Source organism: Pseudomonas sp. BE134 (assembly GCF_031456105.1).
Classification (GTDB): domain Bacteria; phylum Pseudomonadota; class Gammaproteobacteria; order Pseudomonadales; family Pseudomonadaceae; genus Aquipseudomonas.
The window spans coordinates 1-23,690 of sequence record NZ_JAVDUA010000022.1 but is presented as its reverse complement, the minus strand read 5'-3'; the positions used below and the strand labels follow the sequence as shown (position 1 = coordinate 23,690).

21 protein-coding genes and 1 pseudogene are annotated in these 23,690 nt (G+C 58.6%); 11 read left to right on the top strand and 11 right to left on the bottom strand.

Annotated features, from left to right (window positions below):
* Positions 1 to 113 precede the first annotated feature (113 nt).
* From gatC to J2Y56_RS18500, 6 genes are all read left to right on the top strand, one after another.
* A complete protein-coding gene (gene gatC / locus J2Y56_RS18525) occupies positions 114 to 401 on the top strand; it encodes an Asp-tRNA(Asn)/Glu-tRNA(Gln) amidotransferase subunit GatC (protein WP_007901429.1) in 288 nt (95 codons plus the stop codon).
* 16 nt (positions 402 to 417) lie between these two features.
* The gene (gene gatA / locus J2Y56_RS18520) at positions 418 to 1,869 is read left to right on the top strand and encodes an Asp-tRNA(Asn)/Glu-tRNA(Gln) amidotransferase subunit GatA (protein ID WP_310334247.1); all 1,452 of its coding nucleotides are present in this window, start codon (positions 418 to 420) and stop codon (positions 1,867 to 1,869) included.
* Positions 1,870 to 1,879: 10 nt separating this feature from the next.
* The gene (gene gatB / locus J2Y56_RS18515) at positions 1,880 to 3,325 is read left to right on the top strand and encodes an Asp-tRNA(Asn)/Glu-tRNA(Gln) amidotransferase subunit GatB (RefSeq protein ID WP_150782085.1); all 1,446 of its coding nucleotides are present in this window, start codon (positions 1,880 to 1,882) and stop codon (positions 3,323 to 3,325) included.
* 127 nt (positions 3,326 to 3,452) lie between these two features.
* The gene (locus J2Y56_RS18510) at positions 3,453 to 3,827 is read left to right on the top strand and encodes a septal ring lytic transglycosylase RlpA family protein (protein ID WP_007942777.1); all 375 of its coding nucleotides are present in this window, start codon (positions 3,453 to 3,455) and stop codon (positions 3,825 to 3,827) included.
* A gap of 49 nt (positions 3,828 to 3,876) precedes the next feature.
* Positions 3,877 to 4,938, top strand: coding sequence for a calcium/sodium antiporter (locus J2Y56_RS18505; RefSeq protein ID WP_310351869.1), 1,062 nt, complete (start codon positions 3,877 to 3,879; stop codon positions 4,936 to 4,938).
* The gene (locus J2Y56_RS18500) at positions 4,935 to 5,315 is read left to right on the top strand and encodes a carboxymuconolactone decarboxylase family protein (protein WP_007942779.1); all 381 of its coding nucleotides are present in this window, start codon (positions 4,935 to 4,937) and stop codon (positions 5,313 to 5,315) included. Before J2Y56_RS18505 ends, J2Y56_RS18500 begins: the two co-directional genes overlap by 4 nt.
* Positions 5,316 to 5,473: 158 nt before the next feature.
* On the opposite strand, the gene J2Y56_RS18495 is transcribed toward J2Y56_RS18500, so the two are convergent.
* The 5 genes from J2Y56_RS18495 to kdgD all read right to left on the bottom strand — a co-directional run bounded on the left by J2Y56_RS18495 (position 5,474) and on the right by kdgD (position 12,046).
* Positions 5,474 to 6,415: an AEC family transporter gene (locus J2Y56_RS18495; protein ID WP_310351865.1), complete on the bottom strand. Its 942-nt coding sequence runs from the start codon at positions 6,413 to 6,415 to the stop codon at positions 5,474 to 5,476.
* Between the two features lie 155 nt (positions 6,416 to 6,570).
* Positions 6,571 to 8,124, bottom strand: coding sequence for a galactarate dehydratase (gene garD / locus J2Y56_RS18490; RefSeq protein WP_310351863.1), 1,554 nt, complete (start codon positions 8,122 to 8,124; stop codon positions 6,571 to 6,573).
* An 11-nt stretch (positions 8,125 to 8,135) separates the two neighbouring features.
* Entirely contained in the window at positions 8,136 to 9,557 is a 1,422-nt protein-coding gene (locus J2Y56_RS18485; RefSeq protein ID WP_405046870.1) for an MFS transporter, read from the bottom strand.
* A 56-nt stretch (positions 9,558 to 9,613) separates the two neighbouring features.
* Positions 9,614 to 11,059 (bottom strand): aldehyde dehydrogenase family protein, encoded by a 1,446-nt coding sequence (locus J2Y56_RS18480; RefSeq protein ID WP_150782080.1) that lies wholly within the window; start codon positions 11,057 to 11,059, stop codon positions 9,614 to 9,616.
* A 75-nt stretch (positions 11,060 to 11,134) separates the two neighbouring features.
* Positions 11,135 to 12,046 (bottom strand): 5-dehydro-4-deoxyglucarate dehydratase, encoded by a 912-nt coding sequence (gene kdgD, locus J2Y56_RS18475; RefSeq protein WP_007942784.1) that lies wholly within the window; start codon positions 12,044 to 12,046, stop codon positions 11,135 to 11,137.
* Between the two features lie 238 nt (positions 12,047 to 12,284).
* Between kdgD and J2Y56_RS18470 the strand changes: the two genes are divergently transcribed.
* Positions 12,285 to 13,589, top strand: coding sequence for a phospholipase (locus J2Y56_RS18470; RefSeq protein WP_310351855.1), 1,305 nt, complete (start codon positions 12,285 to 12,287; stop codon positions 13,587 to 13,589).
* Positions 13,590 to 13,603: 14 nt separating this feature from the next.
* A complete protein-coding gene (locus J2Y56_RS18465; RefSeq protein ID WP_310351853.1) occupies positions 13,604 to 13,795 on the top strand; it encodes a hypothetical protein in 192 nt (63 codons plus the stop codon).
* Positions 13,796 to 14,267: 472 nt separating this feature from the next.
* Here the strand turns inward: J2Y56_RS18465 and J2Y56_RS18460 are convergent.
* Positions 14,268 to 14,470: pseudogene (locus tag J2Y56_RS18460) on the bottom strand (FCD domain-containing protein); the annotation flags it as partial.
* A gap of 121 nt (positions 14,471 to 14,591) precedes the next feature.
* Here J2Y56_RS18460 and J2Y56_RS18455 point away from each other — a divergent pair.
* Positions 14,592 to 14,924, top strand: coding sequence for a hypothetical protein (locus tag J2Y56_RS18455; protein WP_007942789.1), 333 nt, complete (start codon positions 14,592 to 14,594; stop codon positions 14,922 to 14,924).
* A 69-nt stretch (positions 14,925 to 14,993) separates the two neighbouring features.
* Here the strand turns inward: J2Y56_RS18455 and J2Y56_RS18450 are convergent, their stop codons facing one another.
* The 4 genes from J2Y56_RS18450 to J2Y56_RS18435 form a co-directional block, all read right to left on the bottom strand.
* Positions 14,994 to 15,743 (bottom strand): FadR/GntR family transcriptional regulator, encoded by a 750-nt coding sequence (locus J2Y56_RS18450; RefSeq protein WP_007942790.1) that lies wholly within the window; start codon positions 15,741 to 15,743, stop codon positions 14,994 to 14,996.
* Between the two features lie 178 nt (positions 15,744 to 15,921).
* Entirely contained in the window at positions 15,922 to 17,649 is a 1,728-nt protein-coding gene (locus J2Y56_RS18445) for an ABC transporter ATP-binding protein/permease (RefSeq protein WP_310351852.1), read from the bottom strand.
* 96 nt (positions 17,650 to 17,745) lie between these two features.
* On the bottom strand, positions 17,746 to 18,306 hold the full coding sequence (locus tag J2Y56_RS18440) for a response regulator transcription factor (RefSeq protein ID WP_007942792.1): 561 nt from the start codon (positions 18,304 to 18,306) through the stop codon (positions 17,746 to 17,748).
* A complete protein-coding gene (locus tag J2Y56_RS18435; RefSeq protein WP_007942793.1) occupies positions 18,299 to 19,561 on the bottom strand; it encodes an ATP-binding protein in 1,263 nt (420 codons plus the stop codon). The genes J2Y56_RS18440 and J2Y56_RS18435 overlap by 8 nt, the downstream gene beginning before the upstream one ends.
* 317 nt (positions 19,562 to 19,878) lie before the next feature.
* Here J2Y56_RS18435 and J2Y56_RS18430 point away from each other — a divergent pair, with 317 nt between their 5' ends.
* Positions 19,879 to 20,595, top strand: a complete 717-nt coding sequence (locus tag J2Y56_RS18430; protein ID WP_310351849.1) for an SIMPL domain-containing protein — start codon at positions 19,879 to 19,881, stop codon at positions 20,593 to 20,595.
* Positions 20,596 to 20,819: 224 nt separating this feature from the next.
* Here the strand turns inward: J2Y56_RS18430 and J2Y56_RS18425 are convergent, their stop codons facing one another.
* Positions 20,820 to 21,188, bottom strand: coding sequence for a DUF6124 family protein (locus tag J2Y56_RS18425; protein WP_310351846.1), 369 nt, complete (start codon positions 21,186 to 21,188; stop codon positions 20,820 to 20,822).
* Between the two features lie 820 nt (positions 21,189 to 22,008).
* Between J2Y56_RS18425 and J2Y56_RS18420 the strand changes: the two genes are divergently transcribed.
* Positions 22,009 to 23,543 (top strand): IS3 family transposase gene (locus J2Y56_RS18420; protein WP_405046869.1). Its coding sequence is split into 2 segments (ribosomal slippage): positions 22,009 to 22,456 and positions 22,456 to 23,543, totalling 1,536 coding nucleotides; the frame shifts between segments, so codons are not numbered across the junction.
* Positions 23,544 to 23,690: the final 147 nt, after the last annotated feature.

Here is a 23,690-nt window from a genome sequence, read left to right as displayed (position 1 = left end):
TTTTCTGTGCACCAACCCCCACAATCGCGGCCTTATGACCGTAGAAATGCGGTAGTGTTCAGACAATCTAACACACGGACGCCGTCCGTTCTGTTTTCCACTGGAGAATCGCAATGGCGCTTGAACGCTCCGACGTGGAAAAAATCGCTCATTTGGCCTGCCTTGGCCTCAATGATGCCGATCTTCCACACATCACTTCGGCCCTGAACAGCATCCTGGGTCTGGTCGACGAAATGCAGGCGGTCAATACCGACGGTATCGAGCCGCTGGCCCACCCACTGGAAGCCAGCCAGCGCCTGCGCGCAGACGTCGTGACCGAGACCAATCATCGCGAGGCCTATCAGTCCATCGCACCAGCGGTCGAAAACGGCCTGTACCTGGTTCCGAAAGTCATCGACTAAAGGGAAAGAGCCTGCAATGCATCAATTGACTCTGGCCGAGATCGCCCGCGGACTCGCCGAAAAAAAGTTTTCTTCCGAAGAGCTGACCAAAACCCTGCTGGCGCGTATCGCCCTGCTCGATCCTCAGCTCAACAGCTTCATCAGCCTCACCGAGGACCTGGCGCTCCAGCAAGCGAAAGCCGCTGACGCACGCCGGGCCAATGGTGAGAGCGGCGCCCTGCTTGGCGCGCCGATTGCGCACAAAGACCTGTTCTGCACCCAAGGCATCCGCACCAGCTGCGGCTCGAAGATGCTCGACAACTTTAAAGCACCGTACGACGCCACCGTCGTGGCCAAGCTGGCCGCTGCCGGGACCGTGACCCTGGGCAAGACCAACATGGACGAATTCGCCATGGGGTCGGCCAACGAGTCGAGCTACTACGGCCCGGTGAAAAACCCGTGGAACCTGGAACACGTGCCCGGCGGTTCGTCCGGCGGTTCGGCGGCAGCGGTTGCCGCGCGCCTGCTGCCTGCGGCTACCGGTACCGATACCGGCGGTTCCATTCGCCAGCCCGCCGCACTGACCAACCTCACCGGCCTGAAACCGACGTACGGTCGCGTTTCGCGCTGGGGCATGATCGCCTACGCCTCCAGTCTCGATCAGGGCGGCCCGATGGCGCGCACGGCCGAAGACTGTGCAATTTTGCTGCAAGGCATGGCCGGCTTTGATCCAAATGACTCCACCAGCATCGACGAGCCTGTGCCCGATTACAGCGCCAGCCTCAACGGTTCGCTGCAAGGCCTGCGCATCGGTGTACCGAAAGAATATTTCAGCACCGGTCTCGACCCGCGCATTGCCGAGCTGATCCACAACAGCGTCAAGGAGCTGGAAAAGCTCGGCGCCGTGATCAAGGAAATCAGCCTGCCGAACATGCAGCACGCGATTCCTGCGTACTACGTGATCGCCCCGGCGGAAGCCTCGTCCAACCTGTCGCGTTTCGACGGCGTGCGTTTCGGCCATCGCTGTGAAAACCCGAAAGACCTGATCGACCTGTACAAGCGCTCCCGTGGCGAAGGTTTCGGCCCGGAAGTGCAGCGCCGGATCATGGTCGGTGCGTACGCGCTGTCGGCCGGTTACTACGACGCCTACTACCTCAAGGCCCAGAAGATTCGTCGCTTGATCAAGAACGACTTCATGGCAGCCTTCAATGAGGTCGACATCATCCTCGGCCCAACCACGCCGAACCCGGCCTGGAAGCTTGGTGCCAAGAATAGCGACCCGGTCGCCGCGTACCTGGAAGACGTCTACACCATCACCGCCAACCTCGCCGGCCTGCCGGGCTTGTCCATGCCAGCCGGTTTCGTCGATGGCCTGCCGGTGGGCGTGCAACTGCTCGCTCCGTATTTCCAGGAAGGTCGCCTGTTGAACGTTGCCCACCAGTATCAGCTCAACACTGACTGGCACACCCGCACCCCAACCGGCTTCTGAGGAGACACACATGCAATGGGAAGTCGTGATCGGGCTGGAGATTCATACCCAGCTCACCACCCGGTCGAAAATCTTTTCCGGTAGTTCCACCACCTTCGGTTCCGAGCCGAATACCCAGGCCAGCCTCGTAGACCTGGGCATGCCCGGCGTACTGCCGGTGCTGAACCAGGAAGCGGTACGCATGGCAGTGATGTTCGGCTTGGCGATTGACGCCGAGATCGGTCAGCACAACGTGTTCGCCCGTAAAAACTATTTCTACCCGGACCTGCCCAAGGGCTACCAGATCAGCCAGATGGAATTGCCGATCGTCGGCAAGGGCCACCTGGACATCGCCATGGAAGACGGCACGATCAAACGTGTCGGCGTGACCCGTGCGCACCTGGAAGAAGACGCCGGTAAAAGCTTGCACGAAGAATTCAACGGTGCCACCGGCATCGACTTGAACCGTGCCGGCACGCCGCTGCTGGAAATCGTCTCCGAGCCAGACATGCGCAGTGCCAAGGAAGCCGTGGCCTACGTCAAGACGATCCACGCGCTGGTGCGTTACCTCGGCATCTGCGACGGCAACATGGCCGAAGGCTCGCTGCGTTGCGACTGCAACGTGTCGATCCGTCCGAAAGGCCAGGTTGAGTTCGGTACTCGCTGCGAAATCAAGAACGTCAACTCGTTCCGTTTCATCGAGAAAGCGATCAACAGCGAAGTGCAGCGCCAGATCGAGCTGATCGAAGACGGCGGCAAAGTGATCCAGCAGACCCGCCTGTACGATCCGAACAAGGACGAAACCCGTCCGATGCGCAGCAAAGAGGAAGCCAACGACTACCGTTACTTCCCCGATCCAGACCTGCTGCCCGTGGTCATCGAAGACTCGTTCCTCGACGACGTACGCGCCACCCTGCCGGAATTGCCACCGCAAAAACGCGAGCGCTTCCAGGAACAGTTCGGTCTGTCGGTCTATGACGCCAGCGTGCTGGCGACCAGCCGCGAGCAAGCCGATTACTTCGAGAAAGTCGCGAGCATTGGCGGCGACGCCAAACTGGCGGCCAACTGGGTGATGGTCGAGTTGGGCAGCCTGCTCAACAAACAAGGCCTGGACATCGAACAGTCGCCGGTTTCCGCCGAGCAACTGGGCGGCATGTTGCTGCGCATCAAGGACAACACCATCTCCGGCAAGATCGCCAAGGTGGTGTTTGAAGCGATGGCCAACGGCGAAGGCAGCGCGGACGAGATCATCGACAAGCGCGGCCTCAAGCAAGTGACTGACAGCGGCGCCATCTCGGCGGTGCTGGACGAGATGCTCGCGGCCAATGCCGAACAGGTCGAACAGTACCGCGCGGCAGACGAAGCCAAACGCGGCAAGATGTTCGGCTTCTTCGTCGGCCAGGCCATGAAAGCCTCCAAAGGCAAGGCCAACCCGCAACAGGTCAACGAACTGCTCAAAAGCAAGCTCGAAGGCTAACCACAGTGATCGCTCCCACGCTCCGCGTGGGAGTGCCTCATTGGACGCTCTGCGTCCGCTTTTGTGACGCGGAGCGTCACTGGCTGCATTCCCACGCGGAACGTGGGAACGATCATAGGGTCACCTAATGAAGCGTCTGCTCAGTGCCTGCGCCCTGCTCGCCCTGCTGGCCGGTTGCGCCAGTAATGATGTCGTCGATCCACACGGCTACGACAAAACCGGCACCGCGTCTTATTACGGCGCCAAACACCAAGGCAAACGCACCGCCAGTGGCGAGCGTTTCAACAAGAATTCCATGACCGCCGCCCATCGCCAGTTGCCCTTCGGCACGCGGGTGAAGGTCACCAATCTGAACAACGACAAGTCCTGCGTGGTCCGCATCAACGATCGCGGGCCGCATACCCGCGGACGTCTGATCGATCTGTCCCATGAAGCCGCCGAGCGCCTGGGCATGATCAAAAGCGGCACCGCCAAGGTTCGCGTGCAAGCCCTCGACAACTGACAGACGGAGCACACCCATTTTCGGACTTGTCGATTTACCCCTGATCAGTGTGATTGAACTGCTCAGTGGCCTGGTTTTACTGATCTTCGGCGCCGAGTTGATGGTGCGTGCCGCCGTGCGTCTCGCGGCGCGGTGGCATGTGCGGCCGCTGATCATCGGCCTGACCATCGTCGCCCTCGGCAGCAGTGCGCCGCAGATGGTGGTCAGCTTGCAAGCCACCCTCACGGAAAATGCCGACATCGCCGTCGGCAGCGTTATCGGCGGCAGCATCTTCAACATTCTCGTCACGCTCGGGCTCTCGGCGCTGATCATTCCGCTGCGTGTTTCGCGGCAACTGGTGCGCCTGGATATTCCGTTGATGATCGGCGCCAGCCTGCTGGTGTTCGTCCTGGCCTGGAATGAAATACTGACCCGTACCGATGGCGTGATACTGCTGGCCGCACTGGCGCTCTACCTGGGCTTGCTGCTACGCCAGTCTCGGCACTCGGCTCGTCCGCCATCGAGCGATCCGCACAGCCAGCCCGCCCCCTGGTTCAGCAGCCTGCTGATGATCGTGGGCGGGCTGGCGATGCTGATCTACGCCGGGCACCTGCTGCTGGGGGCAGCAGTGGCGGTTGCCACGGATCTAGGGCTCTCGGAACGAATCATCGGCCTGACCATCGTTGCCATCGGCACGTCCCTGCCGGAGTTGGCCACTTCATTGATTGCTGCCCTGCGCGGTGAGCGGGACATCGCCGTGGGCAACGTGATCGGCAGCAACCTGTTCAACCTGCTGGGTGTGCTGGGCGTGACAGCACTGATCGCACCGTCGCCGCTGTCGGTCTCACCCAATGCCCTGGGTTTCGATCTGCCGGTGATGCTCGGTGTCGCGGTGTTCTGTCTGCCGCTGTTCTATACCGGCTACCGGGTGACCCGGGCCGAAGGTTTGCTGTGTCTGGGTTTGTACCTGGCTTACGGGCTGCACGTGGTGTCGTTCACCACCGGCATGCCACTGGCCGGCAAGCTTGAGCATTTGATGCTGTTTTTCGTCCTGCCGGCGCTGGTGGCGTTTCTGTTGCTCACGTCCCTGCTCGCCTGGCGTCGCCAACACCACAAGAGGGATGTGCCATGACCGACCATAAAAAACCTGGCGTTGAAGTCCGCCGCCAAGTGATGGGCGACGCCTTCGTCGACCGCGCACTGGGCAATGCCACGGAATTCACCCAGCCGCTGCAGGATTTCGTCAATGAACACGCCTGGGGCGCCGTCTGGAATCGTGATGGCCTGGCGCTGAAAACCCGCAGCCTGATCACCCTCGCCGCGCTGACCGCGCTCAAATGTCCGCAAGAACTGAAAGGCCACGTGCGCGGGGCACTGAACAACGGCTGCACGGTGGAAGAGATTCGGGAAACGCTGCTGCATTGCGCAGTGTATGCCGGCGCACCGGCGGCGATCGATGCGTTTCGGGCGGCGCAGGAAGTGATTGATAGCTACCAGAAGCCGGAGTGAAAATCCGAAGATTGTGGTGAAAGGCCTGCCGCCATCGCGAGCAGGCTCGCTCCCACAGGGGATCTCCTTTGTTGCACAAGTTGTGTGAACACTGAAGATCACTGTGGGAGCGAGCCTGCTCGCGATGAGGCCCTGAAGAACACCACCAAAGCTCTGGGTTAAATCCACCCACCCCACTGCAACAAAAAGACCCCGATATTAGTGGTCACCGCCGCCATCAACGTGGTGATCACAATGATCGCCGCCGCCAGCTCGTGATTGCCATTGGCCTGGCGAGCCATGACAAAACTGGCGGCAGCGGTCGGGCTGCCAAAGTACAGAAACAGAATCCCCAGCTCCGCTCCACGAAAGCCCCAGAGCCAGGCCCCGAGGGTCGCCAGCACCGGCAGGCTGATCATCTTCACCAGGCTTGAACTCAGCGCCATATTGCCACTTTTGCGCAACGCTGCCAGCGACAACGTCCCGCCAATGCAGATCAACGCCAGTGGCAAGGTGGTTTGCGCCAGGTATTGGCCCGACTTCTCAAGCCAGCCCGGCAAACCTATCTGGAAATAAGCAAACGGCGCCGCTGCAAACACGCTGATGATCAACGGGTTGCCCATAACGCTTTTGCAGATGCTCCACGGATCAGACTTGATCACCGGGCTGTACACCGCCAGCACAATGCTCGAAAGAGTGTTGTATAGCAGGATCACTAGCGCCGCGAGAATCGCGCCAAGGGATATCCCGTAATCACCGTACATACTCGCCGCCAGTGCCAGGCCGATCACCCCGTTGTTGCCACGAAACGCGCCCTGGGTGTAGATCCCCCGATCTTCACGCGGGCACTTCCAGATTGCCCAACCCCAGGCGAAGGCAAAACTAACGAGCGTGGCAATCGAGAAGTAGATCAGCAGCGCCGGTTGCAGCGCGGCGTGGAGGTCGGCATGCAGAATGCCCAGAAACAACAACGCCGGCATGGTGACGTTGAACACCAGGGCCGACGCAGTGATGATGAAATTGTCGTTGATCCAGCTGATGCGCTTGAGCAACACCCCCAGAAACAGCATGGCAAACACCGGCGCGGTGATGTTCAGGGTTTCGAGGAAAATAGCCAGCATGCCGGGGAGAACCTTGGGTGATCGTCGTTAGGGGGCTAATGATAAGCCACTTTCACCCTGATCGTTCCAACGCTCTGCGTGGGAATGCCTCTTGTGACGCAGAGCGTCCCTGACTGCATTCCCACGCAGAGCGTGGGAACGATCATTAGTCGGTCTTAGGTAATCGGCGCAGGGTTAAACAGGGTGATGTCGTTATGCAGCTTGTGCTGCTCGGCCCACGTCTGTTTCTTGCCGCTGGCCACGTCCAGGTAGTAGTGGAACAACTCCCAGCCGAGGTCTTCGATCGAAGCCCGCCCAGTCGCAATCCGCCCGGCATCGATGTCGATCAAATCCGGCCAGCGCTGCGCCAGTTCCGTACGGGTCGAGACCTTCACCACCGGTGCCATCGCCAAACCATACGGCGTGCCGCGCCCCGTTGTGAACACGTGCAGATTCATCCCCGCCGCCAATTGCAACGTCCCGCAGACAAAGTCACTGGCCGGGGTCGCACAGAAAATCAGTCCTTTGCGCTTGAAACGCTCGCCCGGGCCAAGCACGCCGTTGATCGCGCTGCTGCCGGACTTGACGATCGAGCCCAGGGACTTCTCGACAATGTTCGACAACCCGCCCTTCTTGTTGCCCGGCGTGGTGTTGGCGCTGCGATCCGCTTCGCCCTTGGCCAGGTAACGGTCGTACCAGTCCATTTCCCGTACCAGCTCCTGAGCGACCTCTTCAGTCTCCGCGCGGGAAGTCAGCAGGTAGATGGCGTCGCGTACTTCGGTGACTTCGGAAAACAACACCGTCGCACCGGCACGCAGCAACAGGTCCGAGGCATAACCCAGCGCCGGGTTGGCGGTGATCCCGGAAAACGCGTCACTGCCACCACACTGCATCCCCAGAATCAGCTCGGACGCCGGCACGGTTTCCCGGCGACGCTGATCGAGCTTCTTCAGACGGGTTTCGGCCAGCGCCATGATCTGCTCGATCATCTCGGTGAAACCGTGACTCGAATCCTGCAAGCGATACAACCACGGCTCGCTCAGATCCACCGAGCTGTCGTTCTCGTGCATCACCTGCCCGGCCTGCAATTTCTCGCAGCCCAGGCTGATCACCAGCGCTTCGCCGCCCAGGTTCGGGTTGCGCGCCAGGTTGCGCACGGTGCGGATCGGGATGTAAGCGTCGGCCGCTGTGATGGCCACTCCACAACCGTAGCTGTGAGTTAGCGCCACCACGTCATCGACGTTCGGATACTGGGGCAGCAACTCGTCCTTGATGCGCTTGACCGCATGATCGAGCACGCCGGTGACGCACTGGACAGTCGTGGTGATCCCCAGAATGTTGCGCGTGCCGACGGTGCCGTCGGCGTTGCGGTAACCCTCGAACGTAAAGCCTTCCAGTGGTGCCTGCGCCGCCGGCACTTCGGTGGACAGCGGCAAGCTGTCCAGCGGTGGCGCGGTGGGCATGCGCAGTTGATCTTCCTTGACCCAGCTGCCGCGCGGGATCGGCTGCAACGCGTATCCAATGGTCTGGCCGTAACGAATGACCTGGCCGCCTTCGGGAATGTCTTCCAGCGTGACCTTGTGGCTCTGTGGCACGAAGTCCACGGTCACCAGGCCATCAGGAAACTCGGTGCCGGCCGGCACGCCCTGGTCGTTGACCACGATCACTACGTTGTCCCGCTCGTGCAGGCGGATGTAGCGCGGCGAGTCGGAATGTTCAATCAACTGCATGACGCCGCTCCTCAGGAATGCGCTTGTGACAATTTGTGATTTGTTTCAGGACCGCTGACCGGTGGCTCTTTGAGCACCACACGTTTGATCGGACCGACGATCACCAGGTAGCTGAACACTGCAACCAGTGCGTTGCAACCGACAAACACCAGCGCCCATTTGAATGAACCGGTGGAGCTGATGATGTAGCCGATCACGATTGGGGTGGTGATCGAAGCGATGTTACCGAAGGTGTTGAACAGGCCACCACTGAGACCAGCGATCTGTTTCGGCGATGTATCGGACACCACGGCCCAACCCAGCGCGCCTACACCCTTGCCGAAGAACGCGAGGGCCATGAAGCCGACGACCATCCATTCAACGTCAACGTAGTTGCAGGCCACGATGCTGCTGGACACCAGCAAGCCCGCGATGATCGGCGCCTTGCGGGCGAAGGTCAGGGAATGGCCTTTGCGCAGCAGGTAGTCGGAGATCACCCCGCCCAACACACCACCGATAAAACCGCAGATGGCCGGCAACGAGGCAATGAAACCGGCCTTGAGGATGGTCATGCCGCGTTCTTGCACCAGGTACACCGGGAACCAGGTCAGGAAGAAATAGGTGATGGCGTTGATGCAGTACTGGCTCAAGTAAACGCCCAGCATCATGCGATTGGTCAACAGCTGACGGATGTAGTCCCATTTCGGACCTTCAGCCGGTTTACCGTCGGCTTGCCCTTTGCCTTTGTCCTGGTCCATGTCGACCATGCCGCCGTTCTCGGCGATGTACTTGAACTCGGCCTCGTTGATCTTCGGGTGCTGGCGCGGGCTGTGGATAACTTTCAGCCAGATACCCGAGAAGATGATGCCGACGACACCCATGACGATGAACACGTGCTGCCAGCCGAAGCTGTAGACGATCCAGCCCATCAGCGGTGCAAACAACACGGTGGCAAAGTATTGCGCCGAGTTGAAGATCGCCGAAGCCGTACCGCGTTCAGCAGTCGGGAACCAGGCCGCCACAATGCGTGCGTTGCCGGGGAAGGAGGGTGCTTCGGCCAGACCGACCAGGAAGCGCAGCATGAACAGCGCTACCACCGCGGTGGACATGCCGAACTCGCCGACATAACCCTGCAACACGGTGAACAGGGACCAGGTGAAGATGCTCAATGCATAGATTTTTTTCGAACCGAAACGGTCCAGCAGCCAGCCACCGGGAATTTGCCCGGCCACGTAGGCCCAACCGAATGCAGAGAAGATGTAACCGAGGGTGACCGCGTCGATGCCGAGGTCTTTTTGCAGGCTGGAACCGGCGATGGCGATAGTGGCCCGGTCGGCGTAGTTGATCGTGGTCACCAGAAAAAGCATGAGCAGGATCAAATAGCGGACGTGAGTCGGCTTGGTCGCTTGCATGTAGATGTACTCCCACTGATTATTTTTATGCGGGTAAAACATTCTTTGGTCTTGTACCGCGCGAAGCCTGAGGCAGGACCTCGCGCGGGTGCTACGGGTTACGAACCGATGTAAGAGGTCTTCACCACGGTGTAGAACTCTTGCGCATAGCGACCTTGCTCGCGGGATCCATAGGATGAACCTTTACGCCCGCCGAATGGAACGTGGTAGTCCACGCCCGCGGTCGGCAGGTTGACCATCACCATCCCGGCCTGGGAGTGGCGTTTGAAGTGGTTGGCGTACTTCAGCGAAGTGGTGGCGATGCCTGCCGACAAACCGAACTCAGTGTCGTTGGCCATGGCCAGCGCGGCTTCGTAATCGGCAACGCGAACCACGTTGGCCACCGGGCCGAAGATCTCTTCGCGGCTGATGCGCATCTCGGCTTCGCTGTCGGCAAACAGCGTTGGCGCGAGGAAGTAGCCTTCGGTGTCGCACGTCACCAGACCGCCGCCGCTGACCAGACGTGCACCTTCGGACTGGCCGATATCGATGTACTTCATGTCTTGTTCAAGCTGAGCTTGCGAGACGACCGGGCCAATGTCGGTGCCGGCTTTCAGCGCATGGCCGACCTTGATCGACTTCATGCGTTCGGCCACGGCTTCAACGAACTTGTCGTGGATGCCGGCGGTAACGATGAAGCGGCTCGACGCGGTGCAACGCTGGCCAGTGGAGTAGAACGCGCTCTGTACCGACAGCTCGACCGCTTGTTTGAGGTCGGCGTCGTCGAGAATGATCTGCGGGTTCTTGCCACCCATTTCCAGCTGAACCTTGGCCTGACGCGAGACGCAGCTGACCGCGATCTGACGACCAACGCCCACGGAGCCGGTGAAGCTGATGCCGTCGACTTTCGGGCTCTGCACCATGGCATCGCCAACCACACGACCGCTGCCCATTACCAGGTTGAATACGCCAGCCGGGAAGCCTGCGCGGGAGATGATTTCAGCCAGGGCCCAGGCGCAACCCGGCACCAGATCGGCTGGTTTCAGCACGACGCAGTTACCGTAAGCCAAGGCCGGAGCGATTTTCCACGCAGGGATTGCGATCGGGAAGTTCCACGGCGTGATCAGGCCAACCACGCCCAATGCTTCGCGAGTCACTTCAACGTTCACACCCGGACGCACCGACGGCAAGTAGTCGCCGGACAGACGCAGGGTTTCACCGGCGAAGAACTTGAAAATGTTACCGGCGCGAGTCACTTCACCGATGGCTTCAGGCAGGGTCTTACCCTCTTCCCGGGCCAGCAAGGTGCCGAGTTCTTCGCGACGGGCGAGGATTTCAGTACCGACTTTATCCAGCGAATCGTGACGAGCCTGAATGCCCGAGGTCGACCAGGCCGGGAACGCTGCGCGAGCGGCGTCGATGGCGGCGTGGACCTGAGCCAGATCGGCTTTGGCGTAGTTGCCAATGGTGTCGGTCAGTTCAGACGGGTTGATGTTGGCGCAGTAATCACTGCCCGCTACCCATTCACCATTGATGTAGTTATCAAAACGCTTTGCATCTGTCACGGGCTAACCCTCGAAACAAAAAGACCTTACGCAAAAGGCCGCTGATTACTCAGCGGCCAATTTAAATCGCACGTGTTATTGCGCGCCTTGCTTGTCGATCAGCGCGGCGAGCATTTCGTACTCTTCGGCCGTCAGATCGGTCAGCGGTGCACGCACAGGACCTGCGTCGTAGCCGGCAATTTTTGCCCCGGCCTTGACGATGCTCACTGCATAACCGGCTTTGCGGTTACGGATGTCCAGGTACGGCAGGAAGAAGTCGTCGATGATCTTGCCGACGGTGGCGTGATCTTCGCGAGCGATAGCGTGGTAGAAATCCATCGCGGTCTTCGGGATGAAGTTGAACACCGCCGAGGAGTAAACCGGCACGCCCAGGGCTTTATAAGCGGCAGCGTAAACTTCAGCGGTCGGCAAACCGCCCAGGTAGCTGAAGCGATCACCGAGGCGGCGACGGATCGACACCATCAACTCGATATCGCCCAGGCCATCCTTGTAGCCGATCAGGTTCGGGCAGCGCTCGGCCAGACGTTCCAGCAGCGGAGCGGTGAGGCGGCAGACGTTACGGTTGTAAACCACCACACCGATGTTTACCGATTTGCACACGGCTTCAACGTGGGCGGCAACGCCGTCCTGGCTGGCTTCGGTCAAGTAGTGCGGCAGCAGCAACAGGCCTTTGGCGCCCAGACGTTCGGCTTCCTGTGCGTATTCGATGGCTTGACGGGTCGAACCGCCTACACCGGCCAGGATCGGCACGCTGGTTTCGCAGGTGTCGACGGCAGTCTTGATGATTTCCGAATATTCGCTGGCCGCCAGAGAGAAGAACTCACCGGTGCCGCCCGCGGCGAACAGAGCCGAGGCGCCGTATGGGGCCAGCCATTCGAGACGCTTGATGTAGCCAGCGCGATTGAAGTCGCCCTGAGCATTGAAATCGGTAACCGGGAAAGACAGCAGGCCGGAAGAGAGGATGGACTTCAGTTCTTGTGGATTCATTATTCGAACACCCTGGGTAGCAACGTTTGTGTGTGTGAGGAAACCGTTCAGCTTTCGCCGAGTTGTAGGTCATCGTACAACTTAAATAATAACCGTCAACTGCATTTCATCGCCGTCTGCTGATTTTGTGTCAGACGGTTATGTCCTTGACGTAGGAAAACTCTCGTCTATGATCGAAACAACTGTATGCACATACAGTTAAACTAAATTCGTAACTAGACATATCAAGGAGCAAGAAATGTCAGGTCTACACGCAAAACAGCAGGAAACCCTCAATCAGGTCATTGCCAATCTGGATGATCTTTTTACCGAGGGCGGCATTACCATCAGCGTCAACGAACACTTGGTTCTGCACCTTGGCGAGCAACACAATGCAGCACCTCAACCGTCCGCCTCAATCGCGGCGAATACTCTGAAACGCCAGCCGCAGCTGCGTTTCGAGGGGGGTGAACACACCGCAATCGGCGATACCACGCTGCTGCGTTTCGTCAAGGATGCCCCCGCCATTCCAGCGGCACAGGTTGAGCTGCACCTGCCCAACGGCCTGGCGCTGACCTATGGCCAGGTCGTTGCGTTGGGGGGTGATTTTTATGGCATTCCCGATCAGCCCATCAGTGATGGCGCGACGCCTGCTGATCGCATTCAGCGTTTCGCCAGTGCCTTTAACTCCCTCGCCGTTCTGCCCGCCTCCAATGCCGAGGCGAAGCAGATCCTCGCCGTCATGCAAATGGAAATCGCCGCGGTGAACCAGGCTATCCGGGAGGGCAAACAACCTCACGAGGTCTATGACGCCCTTGGAGATACGTTGTCGGAAGAGTGGAACAAAATCACCGGTGGCGGCAGTTTTGTCTCGGCACTGTTCCCGTTGGGACGTTATCTGAAACTCGCAGCCAACAATTCTGATCACTTTGCCGAAGGGGCACTGGCCGCCTACATCGCAGGCCACACAGCCGCCGTACAGCAAGCGGTGCTGGCGAAAAACAGTGGTGATGAAAAACAGCTGGAACTCGCCTACGCGATGAATGCTTTTGCTGATCATTACCTGACCGACCTGTTTTCCGCCGGCCACTTGCGCGTACCGCGAAAGCAATTGGCCGCAGTGGTCACGCCCAGTGATCTGGGCTCGCTGATCACCCGGTTCATGCACGATGAAGACAGCAAGTTCGGCCTCAATGTGCACAACGGCAACGGTGATCAATGGCGAGCCTACGGCGACAAGCGTTATTTCGATGCGATCGACAGCGCCAATCGCGTGCAGGTTAATCAAGCGGTACAGCTTTCTGCGGATGAAATCTTCGCGGCGTACCTCAGCGGCGTCGCACCGGTGCCCGACAATTTCAGCGCCTTGAAAAAATTGCCGGACCTGCAAGCCGTGCTGAACCCGGCGGGCAATTTCTCGCCACTGTTCAAGGTCGAGGGCAACAAGGTGCTGCGGCGCAAGGACGTCAACAACCTGAACGACACGGCCACCATCGACGACTGGTGGGGCTGGAGCACTTACTTGCTGGTCAAGGACTACGCACCCACTGGCGACGTTGCCTGATAAGGAGATCGATGATGACTATCAAATTGAAACTGGAACTGGCTTCGGGGCAATCAATGAAAGGTGCACCGCTGGAGTTGTTGTCCAAGGGCGTGGTGATTGCGCGGGCGGTGGTGGATGAGCGCGGGAGTGTGGCGTTTGATGCCAAATCTGGGGCTGTGGAATTGGCAGTGAGGGTGGATCGTTCGATTCTGCGCACTGGCTGATTTTTTCACCAGAGCTACTGGCCCCTTCGCGAGCAAGCCCGCTCCCACACTCGATCGACTGTGAACACAAAATTGGTGAATTACAGAGATTAAATGTGGGAGCGGGCTTACTCGCGAAGACATTCTGCAGAGCACTGAAAAAGGCAAAGATTGACACTGACCGTTCATCGAAACTGTTATTTCTTACAGTTTCGGGCCCTGTAGCGCCAACGCTTAATCGGGAACTCTACTCCTGCACAGGCCAAGCGCTCATGTCGATAATCCATCGGTTTAGCTTTCCAGATAAAACCAAGCATGCAGTCCTACAGTTCCCAACGAATTTTGATCTTCATTCCAGTGTGGGCGATATCGTCGAGTTTGAAGCACTGCCCGACAAATACTGGAAAATCACCCAGAAGATTTTCAAGGTGTCGCAGTACAACACCGTTGAATACGTGGATTACAAAACTGACGAGGTAGAAAACCCTTACCCCTAGACCCGCTGCGCCTCAGCCTCTTCATGCGCATGGCGCAGCCGCTCGCGACTGTTGGTCAGGTGCAGCGCATTGCTGCCCGCGCCGCATCGGAATCCTGGCGGGCGATGGCGTCGTAAATCTCTTCGTGTTCACGACTCAGGCGATTCATGTAGTGCTGCTGGTCGTCATGGGCCAGGCGGGCCGAATTCAGCCGCACACGCAGAGTGATTCTTATCCACCACTCGTCTGAACTGTTATTTATGACAGTAGCAGGGCAGTTGCAATGAATAGCACAAATGGCGCGTAACGCATGTCCCCAATCCAATAAAGGATCGCTCATCATGACAACTCACTTCAAAACTCTAGCTGCTCCCATCCTGGAAAATCGCGAAGGTCAGGCTCTCCCTGACAATAAGATTTCCGTGAGTAAAAACAGCGCCGGTGTGGTGATCAACGTCGACACAACCTCATTCGCCCAAGGCACAGAACTTACTGCCCATTTCAGCGTGATTACCGGGGTGGTTTGGAGTGAGTTAAAACTGGTCGAGGGCTCAGAACTCAAGTTCATCCTCGATAACGCGAACTTCAAGCTACATGCCGGCAAAACGGCAACGATCAATTATTCAATTGAACGCAACGACTCTGAGGTGGTTGTCGCACCGATTGTAGAGTAACCCGTCAACTTGAGCTGAGCGCCTTTGCGTTGCGGCAAAAGGCGTCGACCTAGTCCACTCTCCAAGTATTTACCCCCGCTGCGCCTCAGCCTCTTCATGCGCATGGCGCAGACGCTCGCGGCTGTTCGTCAAATGCAAGCGCATCGCAGCACGCGCCGCATCGGAATCCTGGCGCGCGATGGCATCGTAAATCTCTTCGTGTTCACGGCTCAGGCGATTCATGTAGTGCTGCTGGTCGTCATGGGCCAGGCGCGCCGAATTCAGCCGTGTGCGCGGAATGATGCTGGTGCCCAGGTGGGTCATGATATCGGTGAAGTAGCGGTTACCGGTCGCCAGCGCGATTTGCAGGTGGAACTGGAAGTCCGAGGCGACCGCATCGCTGGCATGGGAAGCGCTTTCGTTGAGGGCGTCCAGGGCGGCACGCATCAATGCCAGCTGCTCGGAGCTGCGGCGTTGCGCAGCGAGGCCGGCGGATTCCACTTCGAGACTGATGCGCAATTCCAGAATCGCCAACACGTCACGCAGGGTGACCACCGTTGCCGGATCGATACGAAAACCGCTCGGGCTCGGGGTATCGAGCACGAAGGTGCCGATGCCATGGCGGGTTTCAACCTGCCCGGCAGCCTGCAAACGTGAAATTGCTTCGCGCACCACGGTGCGGCTGACGCCATGGGCATCCATGATCGCCGACTCGGTGGGCAACTTGTCGCCGCGCTTGAGGTGACCGTCGCGGATCTGCTCGGACAGTACCGTCACCAATTCCTGTGCGAGGCTGCGGCGCTTGCGAGGGAGGCGTGGTACGTCGATCGGGTTTTCCATGGTGAACATCTGTCTCGAAGATTCGGCTGAAACCACATCATAGCTCAACACGGTTGTACGATCACCGTCGACCTTGTGGGAGCAGGCTTGCTCGCGAAGGCGGTGTGTCAGACACCTCAATATTGAATGTCAGACCGCTTTCGCGAGCAAGCCCGCTCCCACAAGGGTAATGCGGTGTTCAGGCGGTCACGGTCTGATCCACCAAATGGCCGTTCTCGATACGAACATGCCGAGGGTGAAAACGTTTCAAGCTACTACGGTGCCCGACGCTGACAATGCTCAAGCCTGGTATTTCATCGATCAACGCCTGATACAGCGTCGCCTCATCCTCCTCATCCATCGCCGAGGTCGCTTCGTCCATATACAGCCATTGCGGTGCATACAGCAGCGCACGGGCAAACGCCAAACGTTGCTGCTCACCTGGCGAGAGCATGCGCTGCCAGTGGTTCGCTTCATCCAGACGCGACACCAAGTGCGGCAAACGGCAGGTTTCCAACACGTGGACGTAACGCTCGTGCGGATAGGTATCGCCAGCCTGTGGATAACTCAGCGCCTCACGCAGGCTGCCAATCGGCAAGTACGGCTTTTGCGGCAGGAACAGGTAGCGCGTCGACGGCAGGCGAATACTGCCATGACCCGCCGGCCACAGATGCCCCATCGCACGCAACAAGGTCGACTTGCCGCTGCCGGAACGACCGCTGAGCATGACACGCTCGCCCTCCTCCACCGTCATGTCGGCGTTGGTCAGCAGGTGACGGCCGTCCGCCAGATCCAGGCCGAGGTTGTGAATCTTCAGTTCCTTGCCCTGATTCTGTACGTCGATGGCCGGCTGGCGCTCTTCGTTGTCAGTCATGGCCTGACGGAAACTGAGCAGACGATCACAGGTGGCGCGCCAAGAAGCGAGACTCTGGTACGCGCTGATAAACCAGCTGAAGCTTTCCTGCACATTGCCGAATGCCGAGCTGATTTGCATCAGCTCACCGAGCTCGATCTTTCCGGAAAGGTAACGCGGCGCAGCGACGATAAACGGGAAGATGATGGCCGCCTGACTGTAACCGGCGGTGAAAAATGTCAGGCGCTTGGACACTTTCATGATGTCCCAGAAGTTGTGCCAGACCATCCCGAAACGGCTGCTCAAGCGACGATTTTCGTTCGGTTCGCCGTTGTACAACGCGATGCTTTCAGCATTCTCACGAATCCGCACCATGGAGAAACGCAGATCGGCTTCGAAGCGTTGTTGTTGGTTGTTCAGTCCGATCAAGCGACGGCCGATCAAATGTGTCAGCCAGCTACCTACCACCGCGTAAACCAGTACGCACCAGAACATGTAGCCGGGAATAGTGATACCGAAGACTTCAATACTGCCCGACACGCCCCACAGAATGATCGAGAACGACACCAGACTGACGATGTTGCGAAGCAAACCAATGCCCAGTTCCAGGGTGTTCGATGTGAAGTTGTTGAGGTCTTCGGAAATCCGCTGGTCCGGGTTATCGGTGTAACCGCCCTGCTCCAGCTGGTAATAGTTTTTGTTGCCGAGCCACCGGGTAAAGTGTTTCTCGGTCAGCCAGGCTCGCCAGCGGATGGTCAGCATCTGCGTCAGATAAAGCCGGTATACCGCACCGACAATCGCCACCGCCGCAATCGCGCAGAAATACAGAATCAGCTGCCAGAACGCTGCCTCATCCTTATTTTGCAAGGCGTTGTAAAAATCCTTGTACCAGGTGTTGAACCACACCGAGATGCCCACGCTGATCAGCGACAGCGCAATCACCGCGATCAACAGCGTCCAGGCCTTGACCTTCTCTTCACTGTGCCAATAGGGCGTGATGATCGCCCAGACTCTGCGGAAAAACTGCCCGTGCACGGCATCGTTGACCGCGGAATATTCAGCGTTCTGATTCATGGATAAGGCTCGATAGGGAAAAGAACACACACGAACCGATCATAGTTGATCGGTTCGTGTTATCGCGAGGGCTGGCGATGATCGTTCAGCGTCCGTTCAGCGGCGGACCGGACGTTTCTGCAGTTTGCGCTGCAGGGTTCGGCGGTGCATGCCCAAGGCGCGGGCCGTGGCCGAGATGTTGCCTTCGTGCTCGGTCAGCACGCGCTGGATATGCTCCCACTGCAAACGGTCCACCGACATCGGGTTTTCCGGCACCAGGGTATCGAGGTCGGCGTGCTCGGACAGCAGCGCCGCCAGCACGTCGTCGGCGTCGGCCGGTTTGCACAGGTAATTGCAGGCGCCGCGCTTGATCGCTTCGACAGCGGTGGCAATGCTCGAATAGCCGGTGAGGATCACCACGCGCATTTCCGGGTCCAGCTCAAGCAGCTTGGGCAGCAAGACCAGACCCGAGTCGCCGTCCATTTTCAGGTCCAGCGCGGCGTAATCCGGCAGATCGGCCTGGGCGATGGTCAGGCCTTCTTCGGCGGAGCCTGCGGTGCTGACGCGGAAACCACGGCGGGCCATGGCGCGGGCCATCACGCGGGTGAAGGTTGCATCGTCGTCGACCAACAGCAAATGCGGCAGTTCTTCGCCTTCTACTTGGATCTCGTCACTCATGTTCGTCTCCTCGGGCGACACGGGGCAGGCGCAGCTCGGTGAGCGTACCGCCTTCCTCATGACTGTAGAGTTTCACTGAGCCGCCGGCGCGTGTCACGCTGGCCTTGCTCAAAAACAGGCCCAGGCCGAAACCTTTGCCCTTGGTGGTAAAAAACGGTTTGCCGATCTGTTCGGCGATGGCCAGCGGCACGCCGGCACCGTGGTCGCGGATGCTGATGGTCAGGTCTTCGGCGTTCCAGTCCAGCGTCACTTGCAGCCCTTCGGGGCACGCATCGGCGGCGTTGTTGAGCAAATTCAGCAGTGCCTGGGTCAGGTCTGGCGGCGGTGCCATGCGCGGCACGGTGCCCTGGCCCAGGCGCTGGAAGCGGTAACTGGCTTCCGGACGCATCAAGTGCCAACGGTTCAGTGCTTCGTCGAGCCAGTCGGTGACGTCCTGCATCTCCACCGCCAAACGGCGATTGGCCTCGGCGGCGCGCACCAGATGCTGCAAGGTTTCTTTACACAGCTTGACCTGATCCTGCAGAACGCTCAAATCATCCTGCAACAACGGGTCGTGGTGATCCTGACGCATCTCCTTGAGCAACACGCTCATGGTTGCCAGCGGCGTACCCAACTCATGGGCCGCGCCTGCCGCTTGCGTCGCGACAGCCAGCAATTGCTGATCACGCAGGCCTTCTTCACGACGAATGGCGCGCAGTTCTTCCTGACGACGCAGTTCCTCGGCCATACGCGCGGCGAAAAACGTAATCACCGCCGCGGCCAGCGCGAAGCTCAACCACATCCCATAGACCTGCAGGTTTTCACGGGCAATCGGGAAGGTTTGCAGTGGATAGAAACGCACGAGCAGCAAGGTGTACATCGTCAACGCCAAACCGGACAGAATCACCGAATAGCGCCATGGCAACGTCACCGCAGCGATGGTAAGCGGCACCAGGTAATAGGAGACGAACGGGTTGGTCGAGCCACCGGAGAAATACAGCAGGGCACTGTGGATAAAGAGGTCACAGGCCAGTTGCAGGGCGTATTCGAGCTCAGTGACTGGCCACGACGTGCGCAATCGAACCGCCGTGAATACGCACAACAGCGTTGAACACCCGAGGGTCATTGCCAGCTGCACCCACGGCAGCGGCAGCAGATTGAACCAGTAGGCCAGCCCCACGGAACCGGCCTGAGCGGCGAGTACCAATGTGCGGATGAACGTCAGCCGCCAGAGGTTCTGGCGAGTGGCAGAAGTGATTTGAACGGGGGCGAGCATGAGCTCTCCTGATGAGCGCTCCAGGCGGATCGCACGGAGTATAACCAAGCGTGGGGGCTGACAGGCAAAAGTGCGGCAAAGCGCCACATGGCAGAAAGGCTTGTGGCGTCTATAAGACCGCCTTCGCGAGCAGGCTCGCTCCCACATTGAAATGCGTTCCCCTGTGGGAGCGAGCCTGCTCGCGATTGACCGCGCAGCGGTCACCTACCCACCATCTGTATAGAAGTTGTAACTGTGCGAACCGGATCATCAAAGCTAGAGTCTGATGGTTTCACGCAGGCTCGGAACCAACCCTGCGCACCGCCCAAGGAGCTTTCATGCACACATTGCGCCGCTGCACCGCCCTTCTCGCCCTGAGTGTCGGCACCCTCGCTAGCCTCCCGGCCCTGGCCGCCGACGAGTTGCACTACAACCAGATTTCCCTGCGCGCCGAAGTCAGCCAGGAAGTGGCGCGCGACCTGATGATCGTCACCCTCTACACCGAAGACCAAAATACCGACCCGGCCAAACTCGCCGCCGACGTCAGCACCACCATGAACAAAGCGCTGGCCCAGGCCAAACAGGTCAAAGACATCACCCTGCGCCAGGGCAGCCGCAACAGCTACCCGATCTACGACACCAAGGGCCAGAAAATCACCGGCTGGCGTGAACGCGCCGAACTGCGCCTGGAAAGCTCGGACTTTGCTGCCCTGTCGAAACTGACCGGCGAACTGCTCACCGACCTGAAAATGGGCGGCATGGACTTCGCTATCGCCACGCCAACGCGCAAGGCCAGTGAAGATGCACTGCTTAAAGAAGCCGTGGCCGCCTTCAAGGCCCGCGCACAATTGGCGACGGATGCGTTGGGTGGCAAGAGCTACAAAATCGTTAACCTGAACCTGAACAGCAACGGTTATCCACAACCGTACATGCGCGGGCCGATGATGATGAAAGCCGCCGCGATGGATGCAGCGCCGGTGACACCGGATGTTGAGGCGGGCACGAGTCAGGTCAGCATGACGGCGGACGGGGCGATTGAAGTGTTGATGCCTTGATTCGATAACCCGTACACAAAAACGGCGATCACCGGAGTGATCGCCGTTTTTTGTTGTCTGTCAGAATTCAAGTTGAATCAGCAGGTTCTGTTGTGGGTGATCTGCCGCCATCGCGAGCAGGCTCGCTCCCACAGTTGATCTCCGGTGTTCACACAATTAGTGCAACTATGAAGATTCCTTGTGGGAGCGAGCCTGCTCGCGAAGAACGATAACGCGGTCTCCGATCAGCCCTGCGGATCCACGTTATCCAACGCCCGATTCACCGCCAACTCCGCCAGCATGATGATCTGCTGGATCGCCAACACCGTATTGCGCTGCGGGCCGATCAGGTGAGCGGCGAATTCACTGGTCATGACACTCGCCGAAGCCAACGACTCACAGGCTTGGGCCAACAGGCTTTCGGTGTCCATGTTCGGGGCGATCATGTACATCGTGCTGGGGCGGCGAGGTTTTTCGGTGTATTGAGATGGGGGATCGAGGTAGTAATCGAGGGCGCGTTTTATGGCTTCGCGGTCTTTGAGTAACGTTTCGGCGCGTAAGTCTTCAGCTTCGGCTTCGGGGGTGGTGGGTGGATCGGGGATTAACTTATCCATGGAAAACTCCTACTTATAAATGGGAGCCATCCAATGTCGTTTCCACACGACAAATAGGTGGCGGCTGCACGCAGGGTGGAAATACCGGTTAGTAGGACCCGGCCAGACCGAAGTCTGCCCACGCACAGCCGCCATGACGCAGTTTGCAGACGAATGAAGACGTCGGCAACGATTACGATGGTCCAGCTATGCGGCTACTAAGAGTTCCAGGTTTCCACACCCGGTCGCTGAAACTGCAGCGACGCCCAAAGGTTAGAAGGACTGCTTCCTACCCGGCAACCTGAAAAAGGCGTGGGAAAGCTCTGTGTTTTTTACACATCGTTCAACACAAAAATGGAACGCGGAGCGTCACTGGCGGCATTCCCACGCGGGAGCGTGGGAACGATCAGTTGGGAGCGGCAGAAAGAAATTGGTCGGCTGTCAGGCCGCCATCGCTGGCAAGTCAGGCTCCTACAATAAATTGGTGTACACCCGCCGCTCTTCACCACTCATCAGGCCGAGCGTTAGCTCGCCTGCAGCTCTTGATCTTGATCTGCCCGCCCCTTCGGGAGGCTGAGTGGAGGTGTTCAGCCGGGGAGTGGCGCGCAGCGCCGTTCGACGCAGTCGAACACGCTGCATGTAGGTCGTCGCGAAGCAGACCGGAGGGTAGTGTCCCCGGATGGATACCGGAGCGAAGGAACGCCGAGCCTTAGCGAGGGGCCGGACGCTCGGGGCGAGCCTTTTTTTTGCTTACTTTTTTTTTGGCGTTTCCCTCCGTGTCAGGCTACCTGTCACCCTTGTTGATTGACTCATTCATTCAAGAGGGCGAAGGTGCATAACAATGTCCAATCTAGGCAAACGCTACGACGACTTCAAAGATTGGGTCGTCCTGCAAATGATGCCGCCTCTAAATCGCTCAGTGGCAGAACTCGCCATTGCGCTTAATCTCACGCCTCAGTCACTGCGAAACTGGAGACAAATGGCTAGAGATAAAGGTTTGATCGTGCCGGGAAATGGCAAGACCAGTGATCAATGGTCCAGCGCCGATAAATTCAATGCTGTCATGGAAACCGCACCGTTGAGTGAGGTGGAGATTTCTCAATATTGTCGAATCAAGGGCATTTATCCTGAGCAAATCCAGCAGTGGCGCAAGGCGTGCCAAAACGCCAATACCCTTGCTGATCTGAAACCTAGCGCAGAAAGAACTGCCGAGCAGCGGCGGATCAAAGATCTGGAGCGACAGCTGATCCAATCCGATGCAGGACGTGCGGAGGCGGTGGCTTTGCTGGAGCTCAGAAAAAAAGCCAATGCGATCTGGGGCAAGGACAAGGAAGACTGATCAGCGCCTCTGATCGTACGCAAGCCATGAAGTTGATTGCTGAAGCGGTGTTGAGTGGGGCTCGTCGATATCGAGCGTGTAATGAGCTAGGGCTGAGCCTGCGTACAGTTCAACGTTGGCGACACGCCTGCTGCGATGGGCGTCTACTGGCTCAGCGAGCAGCACCGTCGAACAAGCTCAGCGAGGCAGAGCGCCAAGCGGTGCTTGATGCTGCCAATCAGGCTGGCTACGCCAGCCTCACCCCACACCAAATCGTTCCAAAACTGGCCGATGAAGGTATCTACCTAGCTTCAGAGTCGACGTTTTACCGTGTGTTAAAAGCCGCTAATCAAAACGTGCGTCGCGGCCGAACCAAAGCCCCGAAACGCAAGGTCCTGACGACGCATCGCGCTGACGCTCCCAATCAGGTTTGGTGCTGGGATATCACTTGGCTACCCAGCACTGTCAGAGGTCGTTTTTTCTACTGGTACATGGTCAAGGATGTCTACAGCCGCAAGCTGGTAGCAAATGAAGTGCATGAGGTGGAATGCGCCGAACACGCGTGTGAGCTGCTTAGAAAGGGATGCTTGCGTGAACATACAGCGGGTCGACCGTTGGTGTTGCACTCGGATAACGGCCACGTTATGAGAGGCTCCTTGTTACGTGAAAGCATGGTGGCCCTGGGCGTAGAGCCGTCTTTTAGCCGGCCAAGGGTGAGCAATGATAACGCCTATGCGGAGGCACTTTTCCGCACTGCAAAATACTGCCCGCTTTGGCCGGATCAACCATTTGATACGGTCACTGATGCAAGGCTTTGGGTGCAGAAATTTATCGAGTGGTACAACGAAGATCACCGACACAGCGCCTTGAAATACGTGACGCCAAACGAGCGACACGAAGGCAAAGCGACGGCTCTATTACAAGCTAGAGCAGCACTTTATGAGGATGCCAGGGAAGCTAATCCGAGTCGCTGGAGTACTCGGACACGCAACTGGAAGCTGGCAGATGCGGTGTATTTAAACCCAGAACGCCCTGCAATTAAGGGCGCAACGGGCTAACAACTGTAGGAGCAAGGCGACAGGTACCTTGACACGTACCGGTTTGAAAAAAAATCGGCATAGGAGGCGGCCATCTGGCCGCGCCCCTGCCACACCACCCGGCATGCGGGTCCGCACCGGGCGGTTCGAGAAGTTGAGGTCAGCAGA

Coding starts and splice junctions, on each gene's coding strand:
- J2Y56_RS18500 (WP_007942779.1), top strand. CDS start 4,935: ATGACCGACCATAAAAAACCTGGCGTTGAAGTCCGCCGCCAAGTGATG.
- gatC (WP_007901429.1), top strand. CDS start 114: ATGGCGCTTGAACGCTCCGACGTGGAAAAAATCGCTCATTTGGCCTGC.
- kdgD (WP_007942784.1), bottom strand. CDS start 12,046: ATGAATCCACAAGAACTGAAGTCCATCCTCTCTTCCGGCCTGCTGTCT.
- garD (WP_310351863.1), bottom strand. CDS start 8,124: ATGCAGTTGATTGAACATTCCGACTCGCCGCGCTACATCCGCCTGCAC.
- J2Y56_RS18455 (WP_007942789.1), top strand. CDS start 14,592: ATGACAACTCACTTCAAAACTCTAGCTGCTCCCATCCTGGAAAATCGC.
- gatA (WP_310334247.1), top strand. CDS start 418: ATGCATCAATTGACTCTGGCCGAGATCGCCCGCGGACTCGCCGAAAAA.
- J2Y56_RS18435 (WP_007942793.1), bottom strand. CDS start 19,561: ATGCTCGCCCCCGTTCAAATCACTTCTGCCACTCGCCAGAACCTCTGG.
- J2Y56_RS18485 (WP_405046870.1), bottom strand. CDS start 9,557: ATGTTTTACCCGCATAAAAATAATCAGTGGGAGTACATCTACATGCAA.
- J2Y56_RS18430 (WP_310351849.1), top strand. CDS start 19,879: ATGCACACATTGCGCCGCTGCACCGCCCTTCTCGCCCTGAGTGTCGGC.
- J2Y56_RS18445 (WP_310351852.1), bottom strand. CDS start 17,649: ATGAATCAGAACGCTGAATATTCCGCGGTCAACGATGCCGTGCACGGG.
- J2Y56_RS18440 (WP_007942792.1), bottom strand. CDS start 18,306: ATGAGTGACGAGATCCAAGTAGAAGGCGAAGAACTGCCGCATTTGCTG.
- J2Y56_RS18425 (WP_310351846.1), bottom strand. CDS start 21,188: ATGGATAAGTTAATCCCCGATCCACCCACCACCCCCGAAGCCGAAGCT.
- J2Y56_RS18470 (WP_310351855.1), top strand. CDS start 12,285: ATGTCAGGTCTACACGCAAAACAGCAGGAAACCCTCAATCAGGTCATT.
- J2Y56_RS18465 (WP_310351853.1), top strand. CDS start 13,604: ATGACTATCAAATTGAAACTGGAACTGGCTTCGGGGCAATCAATGAAA.
- gatB (WP_150782085.1), top strand. CDS start 1,880: ATGCAATGGGAAGTCGTGATCGGGCTGGAGATTCATACCCAGCTCACC.
- J2Y56_RS18495 (WP_310351865.1), bottom strand. CDS start 6,415: ATGCTGGCTATTTTCCTCGAAACCCTGAACATCACCGCGCCGGTGTTT.
- J2Y56_RS18510 (WP_007942777.1), top strand. CDS start 3,453: ATGAAGCGTCTGCTCAGTGCCTGCGCCCTGCTCGCCCTGCTGGCCGGT.
- J2Y56_RS18450 (WP_007942790.1), bottom strand. CDS start 15,743: ATGGAAAACCCGATCGACGTACCACGCCTCCCTCGCAAGCGCCGCAGC.